The organism is SAR86 cluster bacterium, assembly GCA_023703615.1.
Lineage (GTDB): Bacteria > Pseudomonadota > Gammaproteobacteria > Magnimaribacterales > D2472 > MED-G85.
The window spans coordinates 1,201,984-1,222,122 of record CP097971.1 but is presented as its reverse complement, the minus strand read 5'-3'; the positions used below and the strand labels follow the sequence as shown (position 1 = coordinate 1,222,122).

Here is a 20,139-nt window from a genome sequence, read left to right as displayed (position 1 = left end):
AATTTAATAATTTTCTTACAATTCGTGCTACAAATTTTCTTTCAAGCAAGTTGAACTCAAAAGCCAGTAACATAAAAACCGACCCAAAAAGTATAATTTTTGCATTAGTAATATTATCAATATCAATAATCGGCACCTTCAAAAATATTTATTTTATGATGGCGCCCCTTTTTTACTTAGCGATTTTAATGTCTATCTATTATTTAGGCGCAAAGCTAAAAAATTACAGTCTAAATATCGCATATATATGGACAATGAAATGGACTATGTTTGTCATTGCTCTATATTTAACTGGAACTTATATGCTTGAAGTATTTATTCACGCAATGTTTTTGTTTATCCTTATAAATATAATATTAAATCCATCTATTTTTACTAAAAAAAAGGCAGTTTAAATGGCAGATACTTTAACAACAGAGTCTTATATTAGCCACCACCTTACAAACCTTACATGTGGACATGTTGGGGTGGATGAAGGCGCTGGAATATATAAATCATTTTGGACTTGCGACCCTTATCTGGTTGATAAAATGGGCTTTTGGGCCTTTCATGTTGATTCTTTGTTTTGGTCTGTTTTTTTGGGTGCCATTTTCATAGCAGCCTTCATGCTTGGCAAACCAAAATCTCCCAATAAAGCACCCTCTGGAATGCAAAATTTTGTTGAAATGTGTATCGAATTTGTTGACGACAATGTTCAATCACTCTTTGGAGCAACAAAAAATAGCTTAATAGCTCCTTTAGCACTAACAGTTTTTGTTTGGATTTTATTAATGAACCTTATGGATCTCGTTCCAGTTGATTTTCTACCAGAGCTAGCAAAATCAGCAGGAATAGAATACTTTAAGGTAGTTCCAACCACCGATCCAAATATAACGCTTGGGATGGCACTTGCTGTGTTTATTTTAACTATTTACTACAGTATCACTGTTAAAGGCTTAGTTCCATTTATCAAAGAGTTAACATTACACCCTTTTGGAAAGTGGTTAATACCCTTTAATTTTATATTAGAGATGGTTAACTTTATCGCTAAACCAATTTCTTTGGGCTTGAGATTATTTGGAAATTTATATGCAGGGGAAATGATTTTTATATTAATAGCTTTAATGCTATTTTTTAACAGCATATATATCGGTTTGCTTGGTATTGGGCTTCATTTGGTGTGGGCATTATTTCATATATTGATTGTTGCTCTCCAAGCATTTATATTTATGGCATTGACTATTGCTTACCTAGCAATGGCTCATGAAACAGAAGAGCATTAGCTCTATTAAAAGGAGAATAGAATGGAATATAGTATTTTAGCAGCAGCTATCGTAATGGGTCTTGCATCTATTGGAGCTGGGATTGGCGTTGGCATACTTGGAAGCAAGTTTATAGAAGGTATTGCAAGACAGCCTGAACTAGCACCTTTTTTACAAGGCAGATTTTTTTTAATGATGGGTCTTACAGATGCGGTTCCTATGATTGGAGTTGGTCTTGGGATGTATATGTTATTTGCTCTTTAGTATCTAAATGAGTATTAACGCAACACTAATAGCACAAGCAGTCGTTTTTGTATTGTTTGTATTAATATGTTGGAAATACGTCTACCCACCAATTCTTTCTGTCATGAAAGAAAGAGAAAAAAGAATTTCTGATGGTCTTGAGGCGGCAAAAAAAGCAGACGATTCTCTAGAAGAAGCTAAATTAGCTTTTGACAAAGAACTAAATCAGGCAAAAGAGGAAGCAGCACAAATTGTTGATAAAGCAAATTCAAGAGCATCTCAGATAGTATCTGATGCTACATCTAAAGCAGAAATAGAAGCAGAAAAGATAATGACAGCGGCCTCAAAAACAGTTGAAAACGAGACCAACAAGGCAAAAGAAGAATTGAAACAACAAATGGCAAAGATAATTATAGATACGACACAAAAAATACTTGATGATGAAATATCCTCTGAGAAACACAACGATATTCTTAAAAAAGCCGCTGAGGAATTATAACTATGATTGAATTAACTCCTCTTGCCAGACCCTATGCAAAGGCTTTATTTGAAGCATCTCTTGATTTAGATACCATGGAGGAAACATCTGAAAACTTAAAAACAATGGCGGTCGTATCTCAAACCAATGAAGTTGCAGCATTAATCGAAAATCCTACATATTCTAGAAAAGAAATCTCAGAAAAAATAATTAACCTCTTTGATGACACAGTTAATACCTCATCGAAAACCCTACTAAAACTTTTGGCTGAGAATAAGAGATTAAATTTAATTTCTTCAATTTCTGAAATTTATCAGCAGTTGCTTGAAAAACATAACAAACAAAAATCTATAAAAGTTTTTGTTGCCAAAGATCCAAGCGATGAGGCCAAGATCAATATCGAAGAAAAATTAAAATCTTCTTATGGAAAGGATGCAAACATATCTTTTTCAAAAGACCCAAACATTATGGGCGGCCTATCAATAAAGATAGGTGATGAAACTCTTGATCTTTCTATCAGAGGAAAAGTCAAGAAACTAATTAATCAATTAAATTTTTAAGGTGAAAAAATGAGTCAACTAAATCCATCAGAAATCTCTAGCGTCCTAAAAGAAAAAATATCTGGGCTTGATCTATCTGCAGAAAGAAAAAACGAAGGTATTATTGTAAGCGTTTCAGATGGAATTGTAAGAATTCATGGGATGGGTGATGTCATGTATGGTGAGGTCATAGAATTTGAGAATGGCACTAGAGGAATGGCTCTTAATTTGGAACAAGATTCGGTGGGAGCTGTTGTACTAGGAGATTATTTAGAACTCGTAGAAGGTCAAAAAGCAATATGTACTGGCAAAATTCTTGAAGTTCCAGTTGGTGAGGCTCTTCTTGGTAGGGTAGTAAATACTTTAGGACAACCAATTGATGGAAAGGGTGAAATTAAGGCTGAAGGTTTTGCTCCTGTTGAAGTTGTAGCTCCTGGTGTTATTGCCCGTCAGTCGGTTGATCAGCCAGTTCAAATTGGGCTTAAGGCTGTTGATGCAATGGTCCCGATTGGGAGAGGTCAAAGAGAATTAATCATAGGCGACAGGCAAACTGGCAAAACAGCTGTTGCAATCGATGCCATTATTAATCAGAAAGGGACTGGAGTTAAATGCATATATGTTGCAATTGGACAAAAGCAATCCACTGTTGCCAATGTTGTTAGAAAACTTGAAGAGTATGGAGCAATGGAACACACAATTGTAGTTTCAGCAACCGCAGCTGATCCTGCTCCAATGCAATATCTTTCTGCATATGCCGGATGCTCAATGGGTGAGTATTTTAGAGACAAAGGAGAGGATGCATTAATAGTTTATGACGACTTATCAAAACAAGCTGTTGCATACAGACAAGTTTCTTTGCTTCTAAAAAGACCTCCAGGAAGAGAGGCATATCCTGGAGATGTTTTCTATCTCCATTCTAGATTGCTTGAAAGAGCTGCTAGGGTTAATGCAGATTACGTAGAGCAAATAACAGGAGGCAAAGTAAAAGGAAAAACAGGATCCTTAACAGCATTGCCCATTATTGAAACGCTAGCAGGAGATGTATCGGCTTTTGTTCCAACTAATGTTATTTCTATTACAGATGGTCAAATATATTTAGAAACAGAGCTTTTTAACTCTGGTATAAGGCCTGCAATTAATCCAGGTTTATCGGTATCTAGGGTTGGTGGATCAGCACAAACAAAAATTATGAAAAAATTAGCTGGCGGAGTCAGAACAGCACTTGCTCAATATAGAGAACTTGCAGCCTTTTCCCAATTTGCTTCTGATCTAGATGAAGCTACAAAGCAGCAACTTGCTAATGGTAAGGCTTTTACAGAATTGTTAAAACAAAAACAGTATGCGCCAATGAGTGTAGCTCAACAAGCCTTAAGTTTATTCGCAGCAGACAAAGGATATATGACAGATGTCGAAGTGGATAAAATTTTAGCATTTGAAGAAGCACTTCACGGATATTTAACTTCAGAAAAGCCTGAACTCGAAGAACAAATTAATTCAACCGGCGATTGGAATGATGATATCGAAAAACAATTCGTTGATCTTGTAGAGGATTTTAAGAAAACACAAACTTATTAAGCAATAAAATATGGCTAATACAAAAGAAGTAAGAAAACAAATTGCGAGCATAAAAGGCACGCAAAAAATCACTTCTGCAATGGAGATGGTTGCTGCAAGCAAAATGAAAAAAACTCAAGACACCATGCTTGAAGGGCGGCCTTACTCGATTAAGATTAAAGACTTAATAGCTCACATCGCCTCTGCAAATTCAGAATACTCTCATCCATTTTATGAAAAAAGAAAACCAAAGAAAGCTTGTTTTATAGTTATATCTTCAGATAAGGGTTTATGCGGAGGCCTTAATATTAATTTATTTAAACAAGTTATTGCAAAATCTGCAGAGTTAGATGCAAGCGGAATAGAATCATGTTTCGCAATTATTGGATCAAAGGCGTCGGCTTTTTTCAAAAGCGTAGGTGGACAAATAGTTGGAGTTGCTGAAAAGTTGGGTGATAAGCCAAACCCAGATGATTTGATAGGATTAACAAAAGTAGTTCTAGATATGCATAAAAATCAAGACATTGATTTAGCTTATTTATGCTCAAATATATTTGTTAACACGATGACGCAACAACCTAATCTAGAACAACTAATACCTTTATCACCTAGCGAAGGAGACGAGCTTGTATCTACTCATTGGGATTACATTTATGAGCCCGAAGCTAAAATATTACTAGAGGGACTCCTCACAAGATATATTGAATCATTGGTATATCAGTCAGTAGTTGAAAATAATGCATGTGAACAAGCAGCAAAAATGATAGCTATGAAGAATGCTACTGATAACGCAGGCGACCTTATCAAAGAACTAGAACTTTTATATAACAATGTTAGACAAGCAGCAATTACTCAAGAGCTCTCTGAGATAGTTGGTGGTGCAGCGGCAGTTTAAGGAGAAAATTATGAGCAACGGATTAGTAACACAGATAATAGGAGCTGTTATCGATGTAGAATTCGATAAAGAAAACATACCACAGGTGTATGAAGCTTTATTAATAGACGAAAGTGGCACCACTTTAGAAGTTCAGCAGCAATTAGGTGACGGAGTTGTAAGGACAATTGCAATGGGTGCAACAGAAGGACTCAAAAGAGATCTAAGTGTTTCAAGAACAAATGCTCCAATATCTGTGCCAGTTGGACCAGAAACATTAGGTAGAATTATGGATGTGCTCGGAAATCCAATTGATGAAAAAGGCCCGATAGGCGAAAAAGAAAAAATGCCTATTCATAAAAAACCGCCTAGCTATACGGATCAATCAGCATCCAATGAAATCTTAGAGACTGGCATTAAAGTTATTGATCTTATGTGTCCTTTTGCTAAGGGTGGAAAAGTTGGACTTTTTGGAGGTGCTGGTGTCGGAAAAACAGTCAACATGATGGAACTTATCAATAATATCGCTCTTCAACACTCAGGACTTTCAGTATTTGCAGGAGTTGGCGAAAGGACTAGAGAAGGGAATGACTTCTATTATGAGATGCAAGAGTCTGGGGTTGTTAATATTGAAAAGTTAGGCGAATCAAAAGTTTCTATGGTATATGGTCAAATGAACGAACCTCCTGGCAATAGATTAAGAGTCGCTCTAACAGGACTAACCATAGCTGAAAAATTTAGAGATGAAGGAAAGGATGTTTTACTATTTATCGATAATATTTATCGATACACACTTGCGGGAGTAGAAGTCTCTGCATTGTTAGGAAGAATGCCATCTGCTGTAGGCTATCAGCCAACTTTAGCAGAAGAAATGGGAGCTCTTCAAGAAAGAATAACTTCAACCAAGACAGGATCTATAACATCTATTCAAGCCGTGTACGTGCCAGCAGATGATTTAACGGACCCATCCCCAGCAACAACATTTGCTCACTTAGATGCAACTGTAGTTTTATCTAGACAAATATCAGAATTAGGCATCTATCCAGCTGTGGACCCTCTTGACTCAACAAGTAGACAGCTAGATCCTTTTGTAGTTGGCGATGAACATTATCAAGTAGCTCAAGGGGTTCAAAAAATTCTTCAAAGATATAATGAGTTAAAAGATATTATTGCTATTTTAGGTATGGATGAATTATCAGAAGAAGACAAAGGATTGGTAGCTCGAGCAAGAAAAGCACAAAGATTTTTGTCTCAACCGTTTTTTGTTGCTGAAGTTTTTACTGGTACATCTGGGAAATATGTCTCATTAGATGACACAATTAAAGCATTTAAAGGCCTTCTTGCTGGAGATTATGATGATTTACCAGAACAGGCATTTTATATGGTTGGTACTATAGAAGAAGCAGTTGAGAAAGCAAAAACTTTATAGAAATGAGCACGATAAAAATTAATATTGTTTCTTCAAGTGAAGAGATTTACTCAGGAGAAGCCACAATGGTTTTTGCAACCGGATCTCTGGGAGAACTTGGTATAGCGCCTGGCCATACTCCATTGCTTACTGGTTTAGCACCAGGCCCAGTAAGAGTTCAAAATGGCAATGAAGAAGAAGCCTTTTTTTGTTCTGGTGGGTTTTTGGAAGTACAACCGGATTTAGTAACAGTTTTATCCGACACTGCAGAAAGAGCTGATAGTCTTGATGAAGCAGAAGCTATAAAAGCTAAAGAAATAGCTGAGCAAAACTTAGCTGATAAAGATTCATCTATTGATTATGCTAAAGCAGCTTCTCAATTGGCAGAGGCAGTCGCTAGACTTAAAACTATTCAAAAACTTAGAAAAAACCAGTAAGGTAGTCTTTTAACAAGAAAAAATTTGAGTATACATACCATAATTCTTGCTGCCGGAGAGGGCTCAAGAATGAAATCAGATAAAGCAAAATCTTTGCAAAAGATTGGCGGCATTTCTATGTTAAAAAAAATTTGCGCTACTGCAGCTGAGATTAGTAGTGAAATTACACTTGTTGTGGGCTATCAAAAAGAATCTATCATAAATGAGTCTGAAAAATATGGTTTTAATATTTCGTATAGTACTCAAGAAAAAGCTCTTGGAACAGGAGATGCAGTTAAGTGCGGCATGCAAAATTACCAAGGTGCTTCAAAGGTTTTAATACTTTACGGAGATGTTCCGCTTATTAAACAGAAAACACTTGAAGATCTAATAAACAAATCATCTGATGGTTTTTCAATATTAACAACACATCTAAAAGATCCCTATGGTTACGGAAGAGTTAAAAAAGATAAAAATGGATTCGCACTTTGTATAGTAGAAGAGAAAGACGCTTCCCAAGAAGAAAAAAGTATTAATGAGGTTTTTACGGGAGTGATGTGTGTTTCAAGTGATATTCTTAAGGATGGTCTTAAAAGAATAAATAATAATAATGCTTCTGAAGAATATTACTTAACTGATTTAGTTTCCATAATTTCCAAAAAAGGGATTAAAATAAGAACATATCAGGCATCTTACGAAGAAGTTAAAGGCGCAAATGATAAATTAGAATTAGAACAACTTGAAAAAATTAATAGGGACATGAAAGCAAAAGAACTTCTGGAAATGGGCGTAACAATTGTTGATTCTTCAAGAATTGATATAAGAGGAAACGTAGAAGTTGGTAAAGATTGTTATATAGACTCAAACGTAATATTAGAGGGTAGCATCTCTCTAGGTGACAATGTTCATATTGGAGCAAACACAATTTTAAAGGATGTAAGAATAGGCAACAATTCAAAAATAGAACCTTTTTCACATATAGATAGCGCAAAAATTGGTAATGATTGTGTAATTGGACCATATGCAAGATTAAGAGAAGGAAGCCTAATTGAAGATAAAGCAAAAGTAGGGAATTTTGTTGAAACTAAAAATACTGTTGTTGGGTCTAAATCTAAAGCAAATCATCTGACCTACTTGGGCGACACTGATATTGGCAAAAATACTAACATTGGTGCAGGAACAATTACATGTAATTATGATGGAAAAAATAAACATAAAACTTCTATAGGTAGCGAAAGTTTTATCGGAAGTAATTCAGCTTTGGTTGCTCCAGTAACAATTGGATCAAATTCAACAGTTGCAGCAGGTTCTGTAATCACAAAGGATGTTCCAGATAATGCCCTGGGTTTTGGAAGGGCGAAACAAGAAAATAAAGAAAATTGGTCTAAGAAAAAGGATTAAATATGTGCGGTATTATTGCGGCAGCTTCATCAAGAAATGTTGGTAAATTACTAGTACAAGGCCTTCATAAAATGGAATACAGAGGCTATGATTCTGCTGGAATTGCCTTACATCAGAATAAAAATATTACTCATTTAAGAACTTTGGGCAAAGTTAGTCTTCTCGAAGAAAAAATGATTGATCAAAAACCAAAAAGCAAACTTGGTATTGCTCATACAAGATGGGCAACTCATGGAGAGCCTAGCGAAGAGAATGCTCATCCGCATATGTCCAATGAAAGAGTTTATATCGTTCATAACGGCATTATAGAAAATTATTTAGATCTAAAAGATTTTCTAAAAGAAGAGGGGTATTGCTTCGATTCCCAAACAGACTCTGAACTAATTGCCCATATGCTAGATTATTTTTTAAATAAAGATAACTTAATGCTAGACGCAATGTACAAGACAATTGAAAAGCTTGAGGGTGCATATGCAATAGCTGCAATTGATCTAGAAAATGATAAAAATGTTATTCTTGCTAGAAATAAATCACCTCTTCTTCTTGGTCTTGGAGACAATGAGATTTTGGCCGCGTCAGATCCATTGGCTATAGGGCAATTAACAAATAAATTTATTTTTTTGTCAGACGGAGATGTTGCAAATATTTCAGCAGAGAGTTACAAAATTTATGATTCCTCCATGCAAGAAGTCGACAGAGAAGTGACACAAATTGATATCTCAAATGAGGCTACATCTAAGGGTGATTTTAAGCATTTTATGGAAAAAGAAATATATGAACAACCTAATGCCATTCTAAACACTCTTGATGGAAGAATTGGTGGAGAGGATGTCTTAGATAATATTTTTGGAATTGGCTCGTCTGAAACATTAAGCCAAGTTAAAAGAATACAAATAGTAGCTTGTGGAACCAGTCTTCATGCTGCAAGGGTTGCTGCAAATTGGTTTTCTGCAATTTCTGAACTTCCTACGCAAACTGATTATGCGTCAGAATATAGATATAGGAATCCTCATGTTGATGAAGATGCACTCTTAGTAACAATTTCTCAATCTGGAGAAACTGCAGATACTCTTGCAGCACTAAATTATGCAAAAGAAAAAGACTACCTATCAACACTTACCATTTGTAATGTTCCAACAAGTTCTATTGCAAGAGAGTCAAATTATTCACTTTATACAAATGCAGGCCCTGAAATAGGAGTAGCATCAACCAAAGCCTTCACAACACAATTAGTAGGCTTAATGCTCTTAGCTTTATCGCTTGCTAAAAGCAGAGGAAAGAATCCAATGCTAAGAAAAAGAGTTGTAACAGCATTAAGGCAGTTGCCTGAAATAATTAATGAAACATTACAATTGAAAGATTTAATTATGGAGATAGCACCCGAAGTAGCTAGCAAAGATAATGCTTTATTTTTAGGTAGAGGAATTTTTTATCCAATAGCCAAAGAAGGCGCGTTAAAACTTAAAGAAATATCTTACATTCACGCAGAAGCTTATCCTGCGGGAGAACTAAAACATGGACCTCTAGCTCTTATTGATGAAAACATGCCAGTGGTTGCTTTATGTCCTGAAAGTGAAATTGCAGAAAAACTTGTATCCAATCTTGAAGAGGTAAAAGCAAGAGGTGGAACGCTTTATGTGTTCTCAGATCCATCAATTTCAATAGAGTTGAAATCCGGAAAGTTGATTAATATGCCAAAATGTGACTTTTTGCTTACACCAATTATTTATACGATACCATTACAAATGCTTTCCTATGAGGTTGCCTTGCTTAGAGGCACAGACATAGATCAGCCAAGAAATTTAGCAAAATCAGTTACTGTGGAGTAGATTTGAACAGAGAATTAGTTACCTTCTTAGGGTTTTTAGCACTTCCTCAACTTTATCGTCAAAACCCTTTTCATCACTTAATGCTTCTTTAACACATTCTTTCATATGTTTTTTTAATATTCTTCCTTCAACACTCGTAATAGCATTTTTAACCGCCTTGATTTGATTGAGTATATCAATGCAATACTTGTCTTCATCAATCATTTTAGCAATTCCACGAACCTGACCCTCAACTCTTTTAAGACTAGGAATTTCTTCTTTATGGCATGGATGTTTCATAAGAATTTTGGAATTATGTAAGTAAATATTGTAGCAAAAATAAACAATACAATTGAAATGTAATAAATGTATCTTGATTTTTTTCTAGTTTGCATACATAACCTTCCTAACTCAGGATCTGCGGGGCAAGGCATATAATAAGTTTTATAATTCACATACCCAGCAAAAATGATCATCACTAACGCAAACATTGTTATGTATAACTTATATTGAGATAAGACAATAAGAAATGGAAAAACTGTTATTAAATTTGCAAAAGAAGCACCTGCACCAATTACGACAAATAATGAAGGAAGTGCACAACATATTAAAGTTGATGATGAGGCAAACAAGGATAAAAAATTTGCAGATTTATCTTGCATAGTTTTTACAGATTAATGACCTGCATATCAATTGCATTTTGTCCGTTTATTAGAATTTTTTCCTTGATATCATCAAAGATGATTTCATAAGCAACATTGTATGCAATTAAAACTTTTCCTTTACTCAGATCAACGTCTATTTTTTTTACATTAGTGTCTTTTTTAAATGTTTTTTCAATACCTCTAGCACAAAAATCACATACCATACCTTTAACATTCACGACTGCAATTTGAGAATCTTTAAGATCCATAATGAATTTATCAAATCTATCAGGGTCAACTTCTAATTTCTTACCATCTACTAACTCTTCATGCAGATGTCCTTCATGAGAATCATGCATGTGGTCATGTGGATTTTCTCCCCATGTCATTGAAGTGAAAACCAGTAGTAATAATATTTTTTTCATATTTTTCTCCTAAAATCTATACATTAAATGAACATCCCATTCAGTTTTTTCGCCATATCCAAATTCCGCAAGAACATTTCCTTTAAAAAACTTTAATACGGGGTAAGTTGACCACTTATTCTCTAGTGAATTTTCTTTCGCTTTTATCATTATCCATGTGTGCAAGTCACCATAATCTCCAAGATAGGGTGCTACTCCTATTTGATAGTATTGTTCTGAATAGTCATGAATCTTCCTTTTAGTTTCCTTTAATCCAAAACCGACAAACAATCTTCTTGTTTCCCAATCCCCATGCATACCATAAAAAAATTTATTAAAACCTTCTGAACTTATACCAGATTGAAGATACAAATTTCTTTGAGAGTTTTCAGTATTTTTTCTATTCAATAAGTATGTAAATCTTACATAAGAATAATTATCATCAAAATATTTATCTCTTATATTTTCAATCCCAACTGAGTATTTATATGATGGTGAATAATGATAGTAGAGAGAATCTTTTATATTATCTGAAAAGGACATTATGGTTGAACCACCAGAGTAAGAAATAGGTCTTGCATCTAGTCCAAATGATATGATCAGTAAAATAATAATTTTTATACCCATAGGGGGTATAATAACATATAGTCTATTAATTAATATATTTTGTATAATTTTACAAATGGACAAAAAATACATAGAGTTTTACAAAACATTTCACAAAAAGTTTAAAAATGACGAAAATCTTATTCTCTGTTCGAAAACACTCAGTCACTGTTGAGTAGTTTTTAGTAATAATGGAAATAAATTGGGTGGTAGTTGGTTGGATTATTGATATGATCTTAAATGGTGTTGTATGGCTAATTATTGCAGCATTTTCTTTAATATTAATTGATGTAACTGACAAGTGGACTAGAAAAGCCATTAAATTGATGGGTAGAGCAGATGATTTGATAAGAATATTTATAGAAAACTCATTTGAATGGATTCTAAAAAAGAATCTTAAAATACTCTCTAGCATTATATTGTTAATTATCTTTGGTATTCTTGCTCAACTAGGAATAATACCGAAGCTGATAACCTAATATTAAGACAATGAAAGTGATTTGAAATACAATCTTTTGCTGTGTAATGTAACAAAATAAAGAATAATTTTTAAGGAAGATAAAACATGATTTTAGTGGCGGGTGCGCTCATAGTTCTAGCGCTGATATTTGGACCATCTTTGTGGGTGAAGTTGGTTATGAAGAAGTATTCAGCAGAAAAGCCTGAAATGCCAGGCACTGGGGCAGAGCTTGCAAATCATTTGATTAAGCGATTTTCTTTAAAAGATGTGAAGGTCGAAGTAACTAAGCTAGGAGACCATTATGATCCAATTGAAAAAAAAGTAAGGCTTCTGCCACAAAATTATGAATCTAAATCTCTAACCGCAATCGCTATTGCCGCTCATGAAGTTGGACATGCAATTCAGGATCAGCAAGGTGATAAACGTCTGGTTACCAGAACAAAGATGGTACCCATTGTTGATAAGGTGGCCCGTTGGAGTGCTGTTATTATTTCTTTATCGCCAGTGATCGGGATAATAACTAGGCATCCAATGCCATTTTCTTTATTGCTATTCTTAGGGTTATCTGGTTTTGTTGCTCGCATGGTGATTCATGCTGTAACTCTGCCTATTGAATTTGACGCAAGTTTTTCTAAAGCACTTCCTATATTAAGAGAAGGGAATTACGTATCGCAGTCAAACGAAAAAGCCGTTAGTAGTATCCTAAGAGCAGCGGCACTCACTTATGTGTCGGCAGCGCTTGCTGACATTTTAAATCTAGGTCGTTGGATAGTTATACTATTAAGGCGATAAAACAAATAATACCTAAATTAATTGTTTATTAAAGCAAAGGGTCTTAACACAAGGTTTTGGAATGATTTATAATTCATATGATTGAACTTTTATTTTGGAGCTTGATTGTAGTCACATGGATCACTGTTGGGATGCATGTTATCAAAGAGTTTATAAGATTCTATAGGAAAAGAGATGATTGAACCAAATATGAAAAAACCTAGTTTGTTCAGAAGAATTGTAATGAGCCTAGTAAGTGGTTGGAGAAGAGTTATGGATGTGAGATATAACCCACTAAGATATATACCTGATCCAAGTCTTCAAACATACTTCATGTTGGTCTTGTTCACTGTATGGAGTGTGTTTTTTGGATTCTTGGCAGCGAATTATTTAGGGTTCTTTAACTATAATACAGTTGCAAGCATAGTAATTCACGTTGCGGTAATCTTACCTTTAGCATTTACCAATGCAATCTTTGTTGATGCGGAAAGAGACGGTGAGAAATGGTTAAAGGAATGGAAGGAAGAACAATCACGATATAAGCTAGTTGTAAATAGACTTAAAACTAAAAATTTGGTGATATGGAATCCAAACAAAAAGTCCTAACCATTTTATAATATTCTTATGATAAAAATTCTTCATATTTTTGCATTTGTTGGGCTTGTAGTTTCTATCTTATTGCTTTACATAGATAATTATTTCTCTACATTAACTTTATACATTATGGGACTTATATATTTGTTAATTGGATGGAAGGAGCACAAAGCGCAATTAAAATCTTATAAATTCTACTTAATTGCGGGTTTGTTTATAACAATAATTACTTTCTTGGGCGAGTTTATCTCAGGATATATTATTCAAAGCATATAACTTTGGGCACATTAATATAAGGTGCGTTTATTATTAGTAGCATAAACAGTAATAAAGAAAACTAAAGAGGAGACAATTAAATGGATCTAAATAATAACAATCAACAGACTACTGTAATTATTGATGTGTCTTTTTCTGAGCATATAGACATAGTAAAGGAGTTTATTCTTAATGAGCAATGTCCTTTTGTGAATAGTCAGGCCGATGAAGGGCTCATAAAGTTTGAATGGTTTCTTGATGAATCAAATAAAACAGGAACCCTAATTGAAGTATTTGCAAATCCAGTCGCATGGGAAGATCTTGCAAATAAAGTAATAGGCACTCCTGTAAATGTTAAATTTGGTGAGATGTTTAATATTGAAGGTATGACAGTTTTGGGAAAAGTCACCGATGCAGTTAAAGAAAAAATTAAAGCAATGAAGCCAATAATAAAGAATTATATTGGTGGAATAAACTAATCATTTATGAGAAGTTTTAGGAATCTTATTATTTTAGGACCCTTTACTTTATTAAACAATTAATTTAGGTAGCATTAAAACAAAACTCAAAGTATCATGTGGTTCCTATGATTAAGACACAACAAAATACCGATAAAGTTGCAATGAGTTTGTCATTTGCATGTGTAATACACTGTTTTTTTGTTCCATCCTTTTTAATTTTAACTTCAGGTTTCTTATCATTTTCAATAGATAACGAGGTCATTCATAAATTAATTGTTTCTATTGCCGTGCCTGTAAGTTTGTTTGCTTTTTTTAGTGGTTATAAAAATCATCAAAAGGTCACCTTTCTTCCATTAGGTTTAATTGGATTGACTTTGCTTATTTTGTCAACTGTTCTAGGCGAAAGCATCCTTGGTGAATCTGGCGAGAAGATACTTACGTTAATCGCATCAATATGTGTTTTATATGCCCACTATATGAATCACAAGCTTTGTCAAGAACTGGACTGCTCTTGCCACGAAGAATAAGTCTATTTATTGCTCAATTATTTTAAAGAGCACCTATGAAAAAAATAAACTTAAAATCTAAATTCAAAGAATTTAACGAAACTTGGTCACCAAAAGTCATTGCAGAAATGAATGACTATCAATTTAAATTAGTCAAAATAAAAAATGATTTTGTTTGGCATAAACATAAAGATACAGACGAGGTTTTCATTGTTGTCGAGGGAAAAATAAATATTGAATTTGAGGATCAAATAGTTGAATTGAATGCAGGCGAAATGATAGTAGTTCCAAAAGGAAAAAAACATAAACCTTTCGCCAATGAAGAAGCTAAAATTATGTTGGTAGAACCACGAGGGATCATAAATACTGGAGATATTGAAAGCGACTTAACTGCAAAAAATGATCAATGGATATAGTTGAAAATGATTAATTCTATAGACCATCTAATAATAGCAGTAGAAAATCTTGAAGAAGCAGAATCAAATTATACTAAGATCTTAGGTATACCATCTTCATGGAAAGGTGAGCATAAAGACTTTGGAACATCAAATTGCTTATTTAATTTTAAAAATACTTACTTAGAACTTCTGGCTGCATCTGGAGATGGCTTGGGAGCAGACTTCATAAAACAACATATTAAAGAAAACGGTGAGGGTTTTATTGGCATATCACTTGGAACTGATAATTTGGATAATTTTTCAAATGTACTTAAGAAAAATAATTTTAGTGTCCCTGAAATAATTTTTGGAGAAGGAAAAAATTCTAATAATGATAAGACAAGAGTATGGAAAAACCTTTTTTTGCCAGATGATCTTACTAGAGGAATGTTCTCTTTTATCATTCAACACCTAAGCGCAGAACTTCCAATGCAAAAAGCATTTCAACCTGAAATGGCCTCAAAATTAGATCATGTTGTCATTAATACAAATGATGCAGATGGATTTATTAATATTTACAGAGACATTTTTAAAATAAGACTTGCATTAGACAAAGTCATTGAGTCCTGGAATAGGAGAATGCTTTTTTTTAGAGTAAACAAGACAACAATTGAGGTTATCGAAAGCAAAAATGAAGAGCCTGCAAAAGATTCATTATGGGGACTGGCTTGGGAGGTCGAGTCTTTAGAAAAAGCATGCAATCGATTACTAAAAGAGCAAGTTGAAGTATCTTCAATTAAAAAAGGCATAAAGGAAAATACATTGGTTGCAACCATAAAGTCACATACACATAATGTTCCTACTTTATTGATCGAGCATTTAAATTAGTATTAAAATATTTTAACTGGAGAGAGGTTTTGGGAATTAAAAGTAATTTAGATATTTTTTGTGGCGTTTGGAGTCTTTCAGACTGGAATGTAACGAAACCAGATGGCAAAAGTACAAAACCTTATGGTGGAAATGTTGAAGGTTTTCTCTTATATCATCCTGAGGGTTGGGTGTCAGCCACTCTTCTAGAAAAAGATCGCCCAAAACTTTCTGATGATCGTTTGCAAATTGCGGAATTGAGAAACAAATTAAAAGATAAAGTTAATTTTTCAATGAATAAAACTCAAATGGACCATTTAGAAAGTCATTTCTTGGCTTTTACTGGTTATGTATCATACAGTGGAACATTTGAAGCTGATGAGTCTTCTGTTCATCATCACCTGAAAGCAAGCCATCTTCCTCAATGGATAAATACAACTCTGTCTAGGGAATATAAATTTACAGAAAATAATAACTTGCTTACGTTAACCGCAAATCAGAATGGCTTCATTGATAAATTGGTTTGGAAAAAAATCTAAAAAATTAGAAATATTCCTAAGTCACACATCAAATAGAAGCTCGCAAAGAATGCAAAAAGATATGGAATGCTCCTTAGACTAGGATTTTTTTCAGTAGCTATTTTGTAATAAATTATCATGTGTAAGATTCTCATAATCGCATACAACCATACTAAAATAGAAAGTTTTTTAGGATCATATTCTGCAAGAATTGCAATGAGGGACATGCCAAACATCGGAATAATATTTTCTATCGAATTCCAAAATGTTCTATGCGCTCTAAATAATAAAGATGCCTGACCTAATTCAGGATCAATGTAACCGACTTTATATCTTTTTTGAGTTCTGTGAAGCCACGTTACTACAAAAAATTGAATTACGATGGTACTAAGGATTAACCAAAGTCCAATGTAAACTACGTTATACATGTATGCCCCTATCTAATATATTTGCATTATCTCACAAATTTTTTGACTTGGATGTTCTACAGAATATGATTTCACGTCAAGTATTTGCGTATATTTATTTTTTGCATCATAAGGTAGCCATTCGCTTGTTCTATCAGAATTTGGATTGCCATATCTAGCAAAGCTTATCCAATAATCTTGAATATCATCTGTAAGATCTATATCTTTTTTATTTGTTGGCAGCCATTCATCATGAGTATTGAATACATATGGCAGTTCTGCACCATGATAAGCTCCAAATGTTTTTGCTAAATCATTATCTCTAACTCTGTTAAATTGATAGACCCAAGCTTGCCTGTTTTTATTCTTCACACTTTTGGCAATAATTAGAGATGGACAAACGTAGCTTTGAGATGTAAGCAAAAGATCCATTTTTCTTAAGGGATCATCTATATCTTTGAATAAATTTAATAATTTTTCTTTTTGCTCTGGTGTGGTTTCCTCATCAAGCCACTTATTAACATCAACATTATCATCATGATACAAAGACCATTCATCGTTATTTGCACCAATTATTAGATCTACAGAATGAATATTACCTTTTTTAAAAGATTCCATAAGGGGTTCAATAATAGTTATGCCATCTTCCACGAAATCAAAAAACTCTTCAGAATATACTTCCTCAACAGCTTTCAAAATTTCATTTGAATCAATTTTCTTCAATTCATTTAAAACATTGCCTGTATATTCATTAAAAAAATATTTCTCAAACTTTATAGCTTGATTTTGTGCATCAGTTTTAAGCGTTGGATAAATCAATGGCACACCTCCACTTTGATGAATAGCTTTATTAAAAGTATTTTTTGACAAAGGTGAAACCATAAGATATTCAATGCTCATTGCTCCAGCTGACTCTCCCATTATTGTTACATTAGAGGGATCACCACCAAAATTAGTTATATAGTCTTGTATCCAATTCAAAGCTAAAACTTGATCATAGAGCGCAAGATTATTATGTTGCATTTTTGGATGAGAAAAATAACCAAAAATACCTAATCTGTATGGAATACTAACAAGGATGACATCTCTATTAGCAATGTTATAACCTCTATAGTTTGGTTCATATGACCATCCTGCTTCATTACTACCTCCATGAATGTAAACAATAACAGGCAGATCTTTTTTTGAATTCGATGGCCTCCAAATATTAAGATACAAGCAATCTTCACTAAACTCAGGACTAGCAAAAGTATCTGGGTCATAGCCAAATGTCTCTATAAGTCTTTTGTACCAATTAACAATACTAGGAGTCTGCATACATGCAGGTTTAAAATTTTTTGCGTTTATATTTTTTTTCTTTGAAACCCATGGTACAGGTTTCTCCCATCGCAAATTATCTATTGGTGGTTGTGCAAAAGGAATACCAAGGTACTCTTCAACTCCAAATAATTTATTATGATTTCCAATTATTCTTACGTTATCAATTTTGACATATACGCTTTCATTGCTAGAGCTAAAAATATCTAAAGAAAAAGATATCAAAAGATATATACTTAAAAAAATTTTTATCATGTACATGCGTAGGTAAAATTATAAATGGATAAGAGAAAAGATAAACCAAGTATTTATAAAATACTGTCAATTAAAGAATGGAATAATGTCAAAAAAACAGGGCTAATAAAAACTCGCCTAGACTTGGAAAGTGGTTTTGTACATCTTTCTTTTCCAAAGCAATTAGAAATGACTATAAAAATTTATTTTTCTGATATGAATGAAATTATCCTACTAAAAATAAATACCGACATAGACCAAAAGAAGTTGAAATACGAGGTTAATAAAAATAGTAAAAGAAAAGAGATATTTCCACATCTTTATTCTGAACTTAGATACGAAATGATTGAAAAAAAATGGAAAGTTAAAGGGACATCATTTAAATTGCCTGATGAAGTTTATTCAGAAATAAATCAAAACTTATAAGAATATAAATTTAGATAAAAAGATGAGTCCAAGAAACCAAGCGCCAGAAGAGATGCTTTTTAGCTTGCCAGTAAAAATTTTGATAGCAATATAAGCAATAAAACCTAAAGCTATTCCATTAGCAATTGAAAAGGTTAGAGGTATCATAATTATAATTATTAAAGCTGGAAGAAGTTCAGAAGAGTCTTGCCAGTTTAGTCTTTCCATCCCACTAAGCATTAATATCGCAACATAGACTAAAGCACCTGCAGTTGCATATGCCGGTATTATTGCAGCAATTGGTGAGAAAAATATTGCAATAATAAATAAGATGCCAACTACTACAGCAGCTAATCCTGTTCGACCTCCTGCCTCAATACCTGCAGAACTTTCAACATAGCTTGTTACCGGTGAACATCCAAAAAATGCGCCAAAAACACTTGAACTGCTATCGGCCTTAAGAGCCTTATCAAGATTTTTAATATCACCTTTTTCATCGACTAAATTTGCTCTAGTTGCAACCCCTAAGAGTGTTCCAGCAGTATCAAATAAATTAACGAATAAAAAAGACATAATGACACTTATCATCGCAAGATCCAATGCACCCATGATGTCTAATTTCATTAACGTTGGAGCAAGCGCTGGAGGCATAGAAACAACACCATTAAAATTGACTATTCCTAGAAATATACCAATTATAGTTATTCCAAGAACTCCTATGATAATAGCACCAGGAATTTTTCTTACAGATAAAATTGTTATTGATAAAAAACCTAAGGCAGCAAGAAGAGTTTCTATTTTAGAAAAATCTCCTAAGCTTAATAAAGTTGCATCATTTGAAATTATAATCCCACCACTTTTTAAGCCTATAAAACCAATAAATAAACCAACACCTGAACCCATAGCTATTCTGAGGTTCAATGGAATACTGTCCAACATCCACCTTCTTAAGGGAGTAACACTCATAATTACAAACAAGATTCCAGCCAAAAAAACTGCTCCAAGTGCAATTTCCCATGCATAGCCCATTTCGTTAACAACGGTATATGTAAAAAATGCATTAAGTCCCATGCCTGGAGCAAGACCAACAGGCCAGTTTGCATAAAGGCCCATAGCAATGCAGGCTATAGCTGCGGCTAGGCATGTTCCAACAAAGCTTGCTCCTTGATCCATTCCACTTGCAGCCATCATTTGAGGATTAACAAATATTATGTATGCCATTGTTATAAAAGTTGTGAAACCCGCTAAAAGCTCTTTTTTAACAGTGGTGTTGTTTAATTTTAAATCGAATGTTTTTTCTAAAATAGTTAACATATCTTTTCTTCCAAACGACAAGTTTATTATTCAAATA

At 33.7% G+C, this 20,139-nt stretch carries 27 protein-coding genes; 20 read left to right on the top strand and 7 right to left on the bottom strand.

Translation table 11 applies throughout. The features are described from left to right. Positions 1-395 precede the first annotated feature (395 nt). The 10 genes from atpB to glmS all read left to right on the top strand — a co-directional run bounded on the left by atpB (position 396) and on the right by glmS (position 9,983). Positions 396-1,262, top strand: coding sequence for a F0F1 ATP synthase subunit A (gene atpB, locus M9C80_06425; GenBank protein URQ69568.1), 867 nt, complete (start codon positions 396-398; stop codon positions 1,260-1,262). Positions 1,263-1,283: 21 nt separating this feature from the next. Next, positions 1,284-1,505, top strand: a complete 222-nt coding sequence (gene atpE / locus M9C80_06420; GenBank protein ID URQ69567.1) for a F0F1 ATP synthase subunit C — start codon at positions 1,284-1,286, stop codon at positions 1,503-1,505. A gap of 7 nt (positions 1,506-1,512) precedes the next feature. After that, positions 1,513-1,983, top strand: a complete 471-nt coding sequence (locus tag M9C80_06415; protein ID URQ69566.1) for a F0F1 ATP synthase subunit B — start codon at positions 1,513-1,515, stop codon at positions 1,981-1,983. Positions 1,984-1,985: 2 nt separating this feature from the next. Further along, positions 1,986-2,522, top strand: coding sequence for a F0F1 ATP synthase subunit delta (locus M9C80_06410; GenBank protein URQ69565.1), 537 nt, complete (start codon positions 1,986-1,988; stop codon positions 2,520-2,522). Positions 2,523-2,531: 9 nt separating this feature from the next. Continuing rightward, positions 2,532-4,076, top strand: a complete 1,545-nt coding sequence (atpA, locus tag M9C80_06405) for a F0F1 ATP synthase subunit alpha (GenBank protein URQ69564.1) — start codon at positions 2,532-2,534, stop codon at positions 4,074-4,076. 10 nt (positions 4,077-4,086) lie between these two features. Further along, positions 4,087-4,950 (top strand): F0F1 ATP synthase subunit gamma, encoded by an 864-nt coding sequence (gene atpG / locus M9C80_06400; protein ID URQ69563.1) that lies wholly within the window; start codon positions 4,087-4,089, stop codon positions 4,948-4,950. Between the two features lie 10 nt (positions 4,951-4,960). Next, on the top strand, positions 4,961-6,358 hold the full coding sequence (gene atpD / locus M9C80_06395; protein ID URQ69562.1) for a F0F1 ATP synthase subunit beta: 1,398 nt from the start codon (positions 4,961-4,963) through the stop codon (positions 6,356-6,358). Between the two features lie 2 nt (positions 6,359-6,360). Continuing rightward, on the top strand, positions 6,361-6,774 hold the full coding sequence (locus M9C80_06390; protein ID URQ69561.1) for a F0F1 ATP synthase subunit epsilon: 414 nt from the start codon (positions 6,361-6,363) through the stop codon (positions 6,772-6,774). Positions 6,775-6,843: 69 nt separating this feature from the next. Continuing rightward, positions 6,844-8,154, top strand: coding sequence for a bifunctional UDP-N-acetylglucosamine diphosphorylase/glucosamine-1-phosphate N-acetyltransferase GlmU (glmU, locus tag M9C80_06385; protein ID URQ70211.1), 1,311 nt, complete (start codon positions 6,844-6,846; stop codon positions 8,152-8,154). A gap of 2 nt (positions 8,155-8,156) precedes the next feature. Further along, on the top strand, positions 8,157-9,983 hold the full coding sequence (gene glmS, locus M9C80_06380; protein URQ69560.1) for a glutamine--fructose-6-phosphate transaminase (isomerizing): 1,827 nt from the start codon (positions 8,157-8,159) through the stop codon (positions 9,981-9,983). Positions 9,984-10,001: 18 nt separating this feature from the next. Here glmS and M9C80_06375 read toward each other — a convergent pair whose 3' ends face one another. The 4 genes from M9C80_06375 to M9C80_06360 are packed head-to-tail and all read right to left on the bottom strand — an operon-like array spanning position 10,002 to position 11,637. Next, positions 10,002-10,262 carry a metal-sensitive transcriptional regulator gene (locus M9C80_06375; protein ID URQ69559.1) on the bottom strand — a complete coding sequence of 87 codons (261 nt, stop codon included), beginning with the start codon at positions 10,260-10,262 and terminating at the stop codon, positions 10,002-10,004. After that, positions 10,259-10,624, bottom strand: coding sequence for a hypothetical protein (locus M9C80_06370; protein ID URQ69558.1), 366 nt, complete (start codon positions 10,622-10,624; stop codon positions 10,259-10,261). Before M9C80_06370 ends, M9C80_06375 begins: the two co-directional genes overlap by 4 nt. A 5-nt stretch (positions 10,625-10,629) precedes the next feature. Beyond that, positions 10,630-11,031: a cation transporter gene (locus M9C80_06365; protein URQ69557.1), complete on the bottom strand. Its 402-nt coding sequence runs from the start codon at positions 11,029-11,031 to the stop codon at positions 10,630-10,632. Positions 11,032-11,040: 9 nt separating this feature from the next. Next, positions 11,041-11,637 (bottom strand): hypothetical protein, encoded by a 597-nt coding sequence (locus tag M9C80_06360; GenBank protein ID URQ69556.1) that lies wholly within the window; start codon positions 11,635-11,637, stop codon positions 11,041-11,043. Positions 11,638-11,807: 170 nt separating this feature from the next. Between M9C80_06360 and M9C80_06355 the strand changes: the two genes are divergently transcribed. The 9 genes from M9C80_06355 to M9C80_06315 all read left to right on the top strand — a co-directional run bounded on the left by M9C80_06355 (position 11,808) and on the right by M9C80_06315 (position 16,446). Next, positions 11,808-12,095 carry a hypothetical protein gene (locus tag M9C80_06355; GenBank protein URQ69555.1) on the top strand — a complete coding sequence of 96 codons (288 nt, stop codon included), beginning with the start codon at positions 11,808-11,810 and terminating at the stop codon, positions 12,093-12,095. 86 nt (positions 12,096-12,181) lie between these two features. Next, positions 12,182-12,868, top strand: coding sequence for a zinc metallopeptidase (locus M9C80_06350; protein URQ69554.1), 687 nt, complete (start codon positions 12,182-12,184; stop codon positions 12,866-12,868). 174 nt (positions 12,869-13,042) lie between these two features. Further along, positions 13,043-13,453, top strand: a complete 411-nt coding sequence (locus tag M9C80_06345; protein URQ69553.1) for a hypothetical protein — start codon at positions 13,043-13,045, stop codon at positions 13,451-13,453. 18 nt (positions 13,454-13,471) lie between these two features. Beyond that, positions 13,472-13,717 carry a hypothetical protein gene (locus M9C80_06340; GenBank protein ID URQ69552.1) on the top strand — a complete coding sequence of 82 codons (246 nt, stop codon included), beginning with the start codon at positions 13,472-13,474 and terminating at the stop codon, positions 13,715-13,717. Positions 13,718-13,797: 80 nt separating this feature from the next. Continuing rightward, a complete protein-coding gene (locus M9C80_06335; protein URQ69551.1) occupies positions 13,798-14,175 on the top strand; it encodes a hypothetical protein in 378 nt (125 codons plus the stop codon). A 107-nt stretch (positions 14,176-14,282) separates the two neighbouring features. Next, positions 14,283-14,684: a MerC domain-containing protein gene (locus M9C80_06330; GenBank protein URQ69550.1), complete on the top strand. Its 402-nt coding sequence runs from the start codon at positions 14,283-14,285 to the stop codon at positions 14,682-14,684. Positions 14,685-14,719: 35 nt separating this feature from the next. Next, positions 14,720-15,079: a cupin domain-containing protein gene (locus M9C80_06325; GenBank protein ID URQ69549.1), complete on the top strand. Its 360-nt coding sequence runs from the start codon at positions 14,720-14,722 to the stop codon at positions 15,077-15,079. A gap of 6 nt (positions 15,080-15,085) precedes the next feature. After that, on the top strand, positions 15,086-15,928 hold the full coding sequence (locus M9C80_06320) for a VOC family protein (protein ID URQ69548.1): 843 nt from the start codon (positions 15,086-15,088) through the stop codon (positions 15,926-15,928). A gap of 29 nt (positions 15,929-15,957) precedes the next feature. Next, positions 15,958-16,446 carry a lipocalin-like domain-containing protein gene (locus M9C80_06315; protein URQ69547.1) on the top strand — a complete coding sequence of 163 codons (489 nt, stop codon included), beginning with the start codon at positions 15,958-15,960 and terminating at the stop codon, positions 16,444-16,446. Here M9C80_06315 and M9C80_06310 read toward each other — a convergent pair. Both M9C80_06310 and M9C80_06305 read right to left on the bottom strand, forming a co-directional pair. Further along, positions 16,443-16,853 carry an MAPEG family protein gene (locus M9C80_06310; protein URQ69546.1) on the bottom strand — a complete coding sequence of 137 codons (411 nt, stop codon included), beginning with the start codon at positions 16,851-16,853 and terminating at the stop codon, positions 16,443-16,445. The two genes, M9C80_06315 and M9C80_06310, sit on opposite strands and share 4 nt — an antisense overlap. 12 nt (positions 16,854-16,865) lie before the next feature. Continuing rightward, positions 16,866-18,404: a carboxylesterase family protein gene (locus M9C80_06305; protein ID URQ69545.1), complete on the bottom strand. Its 1,539-nt coding sequence runs from the start codon at positions 18,402-18,404 to the stop codon at positions 16,866-16,868. A gap of 24 nt (positions 18,405-18,428) precedes the next feature. Between M9C80_06305 and M9C80_06300 the strand changes: the two genes are divergently transcribed. Next, positions 18,429-18,809: a DUF952 domain-containing protein gene (locus M9C80_06300; protein ID URQ69544.1), complete on the top strand. Its 381-nt coding sequence runs from the start codon at positions 18,429-18,431 to the stop codon at positions 18,807-18,809. Here the strand turns inward: M9C80_06300 and M9C80_06295 are convergent. Further along, positions 18,804-20,102, bottom strand: coding sequence for an NCS2 family permease (locus M9C80_06295; GenBank protein ID URQ69543.1), 1,299 nt, complete (start codon positions 20,100-20,102; stop codon positions 18,804-18,806). The genes M9C80_06300 and M9C80_06295 overlap by 6 nt on opposite strands. Positions 20,103-20,139: the final 37 nt, after the last annotated feature.

Coding starts and splice junctions, on each gene's coding strand:
- atpB (URQ69568.1), top strand. CDS start 396: ATGGCAGATACTTTAACAACAGAGTCTTATATTAGCCACCACCTTACA.
- atpE (URQ69567.1), top strand. CDS start 1,284: ATGGAATATAGTATTTTAGCAGCAGCTATCGTAATGGGTCTTGCATCT.
- M9C80_06415 (URQ69566.1), top strand. CDS start 1,513: ATGAGTATTAACGCAACACTAATAGCACAAGCAGTCGTTTTTGTATTG.
- M9C80_06410 (URQ69565.1), top strand. CDS start 1,986: ATGATTGAATTAACTCCTCTTGCCAGACCCTATGCAAAGGCTTTATTT.
- atpA (URQ69564.1), top strand. CDS start 2,532: ATGAGTCAACTAAATCCATCAGAAATCTCTAGCGTCCTAAAAGAAAAA.
- atpG (URQ69563.1), top strand. CDS start 4,087: ATGGCTAATACAAAAGAAGTAAGAAAACAAATTGCGAGCATAAAAGGC.
- atpD (URQ69562.1), top strand. CDS start 4,961: ATGAGCAACGGATTAGTAACACAGATAATAGGAGCTGTTATCGATGTA.
- M9C80_06390 (URQ69561.1), top strand. CDS start 6,361: ATGAGCACGATAAAAATTAATATTGTTTCTTCAAGTGAAGAGATTTAC.
- glmU (URQ70211.1), top strand. CDS start 6,844: ATGAAATCAGATAAAGCAAAATCTTTGCAAAAGATTGGCGGCATTTCT.
- glmS (URQ69560.1), top strand. CDS start 8,157: ATGTGCGGTATTATTGCGGCAGCTTCATCAAGAAATGTTGGTAAATTA.
- M9C80_06375 (URQ69559.1), bottom strand. CDS start 10,262: ATGAAACATCCATGCCATAAAGAAGAAATTCCTAGTCTTAAAAGAGTT.
- M9C80_06370 (URQ69558.1), bottom strand. CDS start 10,624: ATGCAAGATAAATCTGCAAATTTTTTATCCTTGTTTGCCTCATCATCA.
- M9C80_06365 (URQ69557.1), bottom strand. CDS start 11,031: ATGAAAAAAATATTATTACTACTGGTTTTCACTTCAATGACATGGGGA.
- M9C80_06360 (URQ69556.1), bottom strand. CDS start 11,637: ATGGGTATAAAAATTATTATTTTACTGATCATATCATTTGGACTAGAT.
- M9C80_06355 (URQ69555.1), top strand. CDS start 11,808: ATGGAAATAAATTGGGTGGTAGTTGGTTGGATTATTGATATGATCTTA.
- M9C80_06350 (URQ69554.1), top strand. CDS start 12,182: ATGATTTTAGTGGCGGGTGCGCTCATAGTTCTAGCGCTGATATTTGGA.
- M9C80_06345 (URQ69553.1), top strand. CDS start 13,043: ATGATTGAACCAAATATGAAAAAACCTAGTTTGTTCAGAAGAATTGTA.
- M9C80_06340 (URQ69552.1), top strand. CDS start 13,472: ATGATAAAAATTCTTCATATTTTTGCATTTGTTGGGCTTGTAGTTTCT.
- M9C80_06335 (URQ69551.1), top strand. CDS start 13,798: ATGGATCTAAATAATAACAATCAACAGACTACTGTAATTATTGATGTG.
- M9C80_06330 (URQ69550.1), top strand. CDS start 14,283: ATGATTAAGACACAACAAAATACCGATAAAGTTGCAATGAGTTTGTCA.
- M9C80_06325 (URQ69549.1), top strand. CDS start 14,720: ATGAAAAAAATAAACTTAAAATCTAAATTCAAAGAATTTAACGAAACT.
- M9C80_06320 (URQ69548.1), top strand. CDS start 15,086: ATGATTAATTCTATAGACCATCTAATAATAGCAGTAGAAAATCTTGAA.
- M9C80_06310 (URQ69546.1), bottom strand. CDS start 16,853: ATGTATAACGTAGTTTACATTGGACTTTGGTTAATCCTTAGTACCATC.
- M9C80_06305 (URQ69545.1), bottom strand. CDS start 18,404: ATGATAAAAATTTTTTTAAGTATATATCTTTTGATATCTTTTTCTTTA.
- M9C80_06300 (URQ69544.1), top strand. CDS start 18,429: ATGGATAAGAGAAAAGATAAACCAAGTATTTATAAAATACTGTCAATT.
- M9C80_06295 (URQ69543.1), bottom strand. CDS start 20,102: ATGTTAACTATTTTAGAAAAAACATTCGATTTAAAATTAAACAACACC.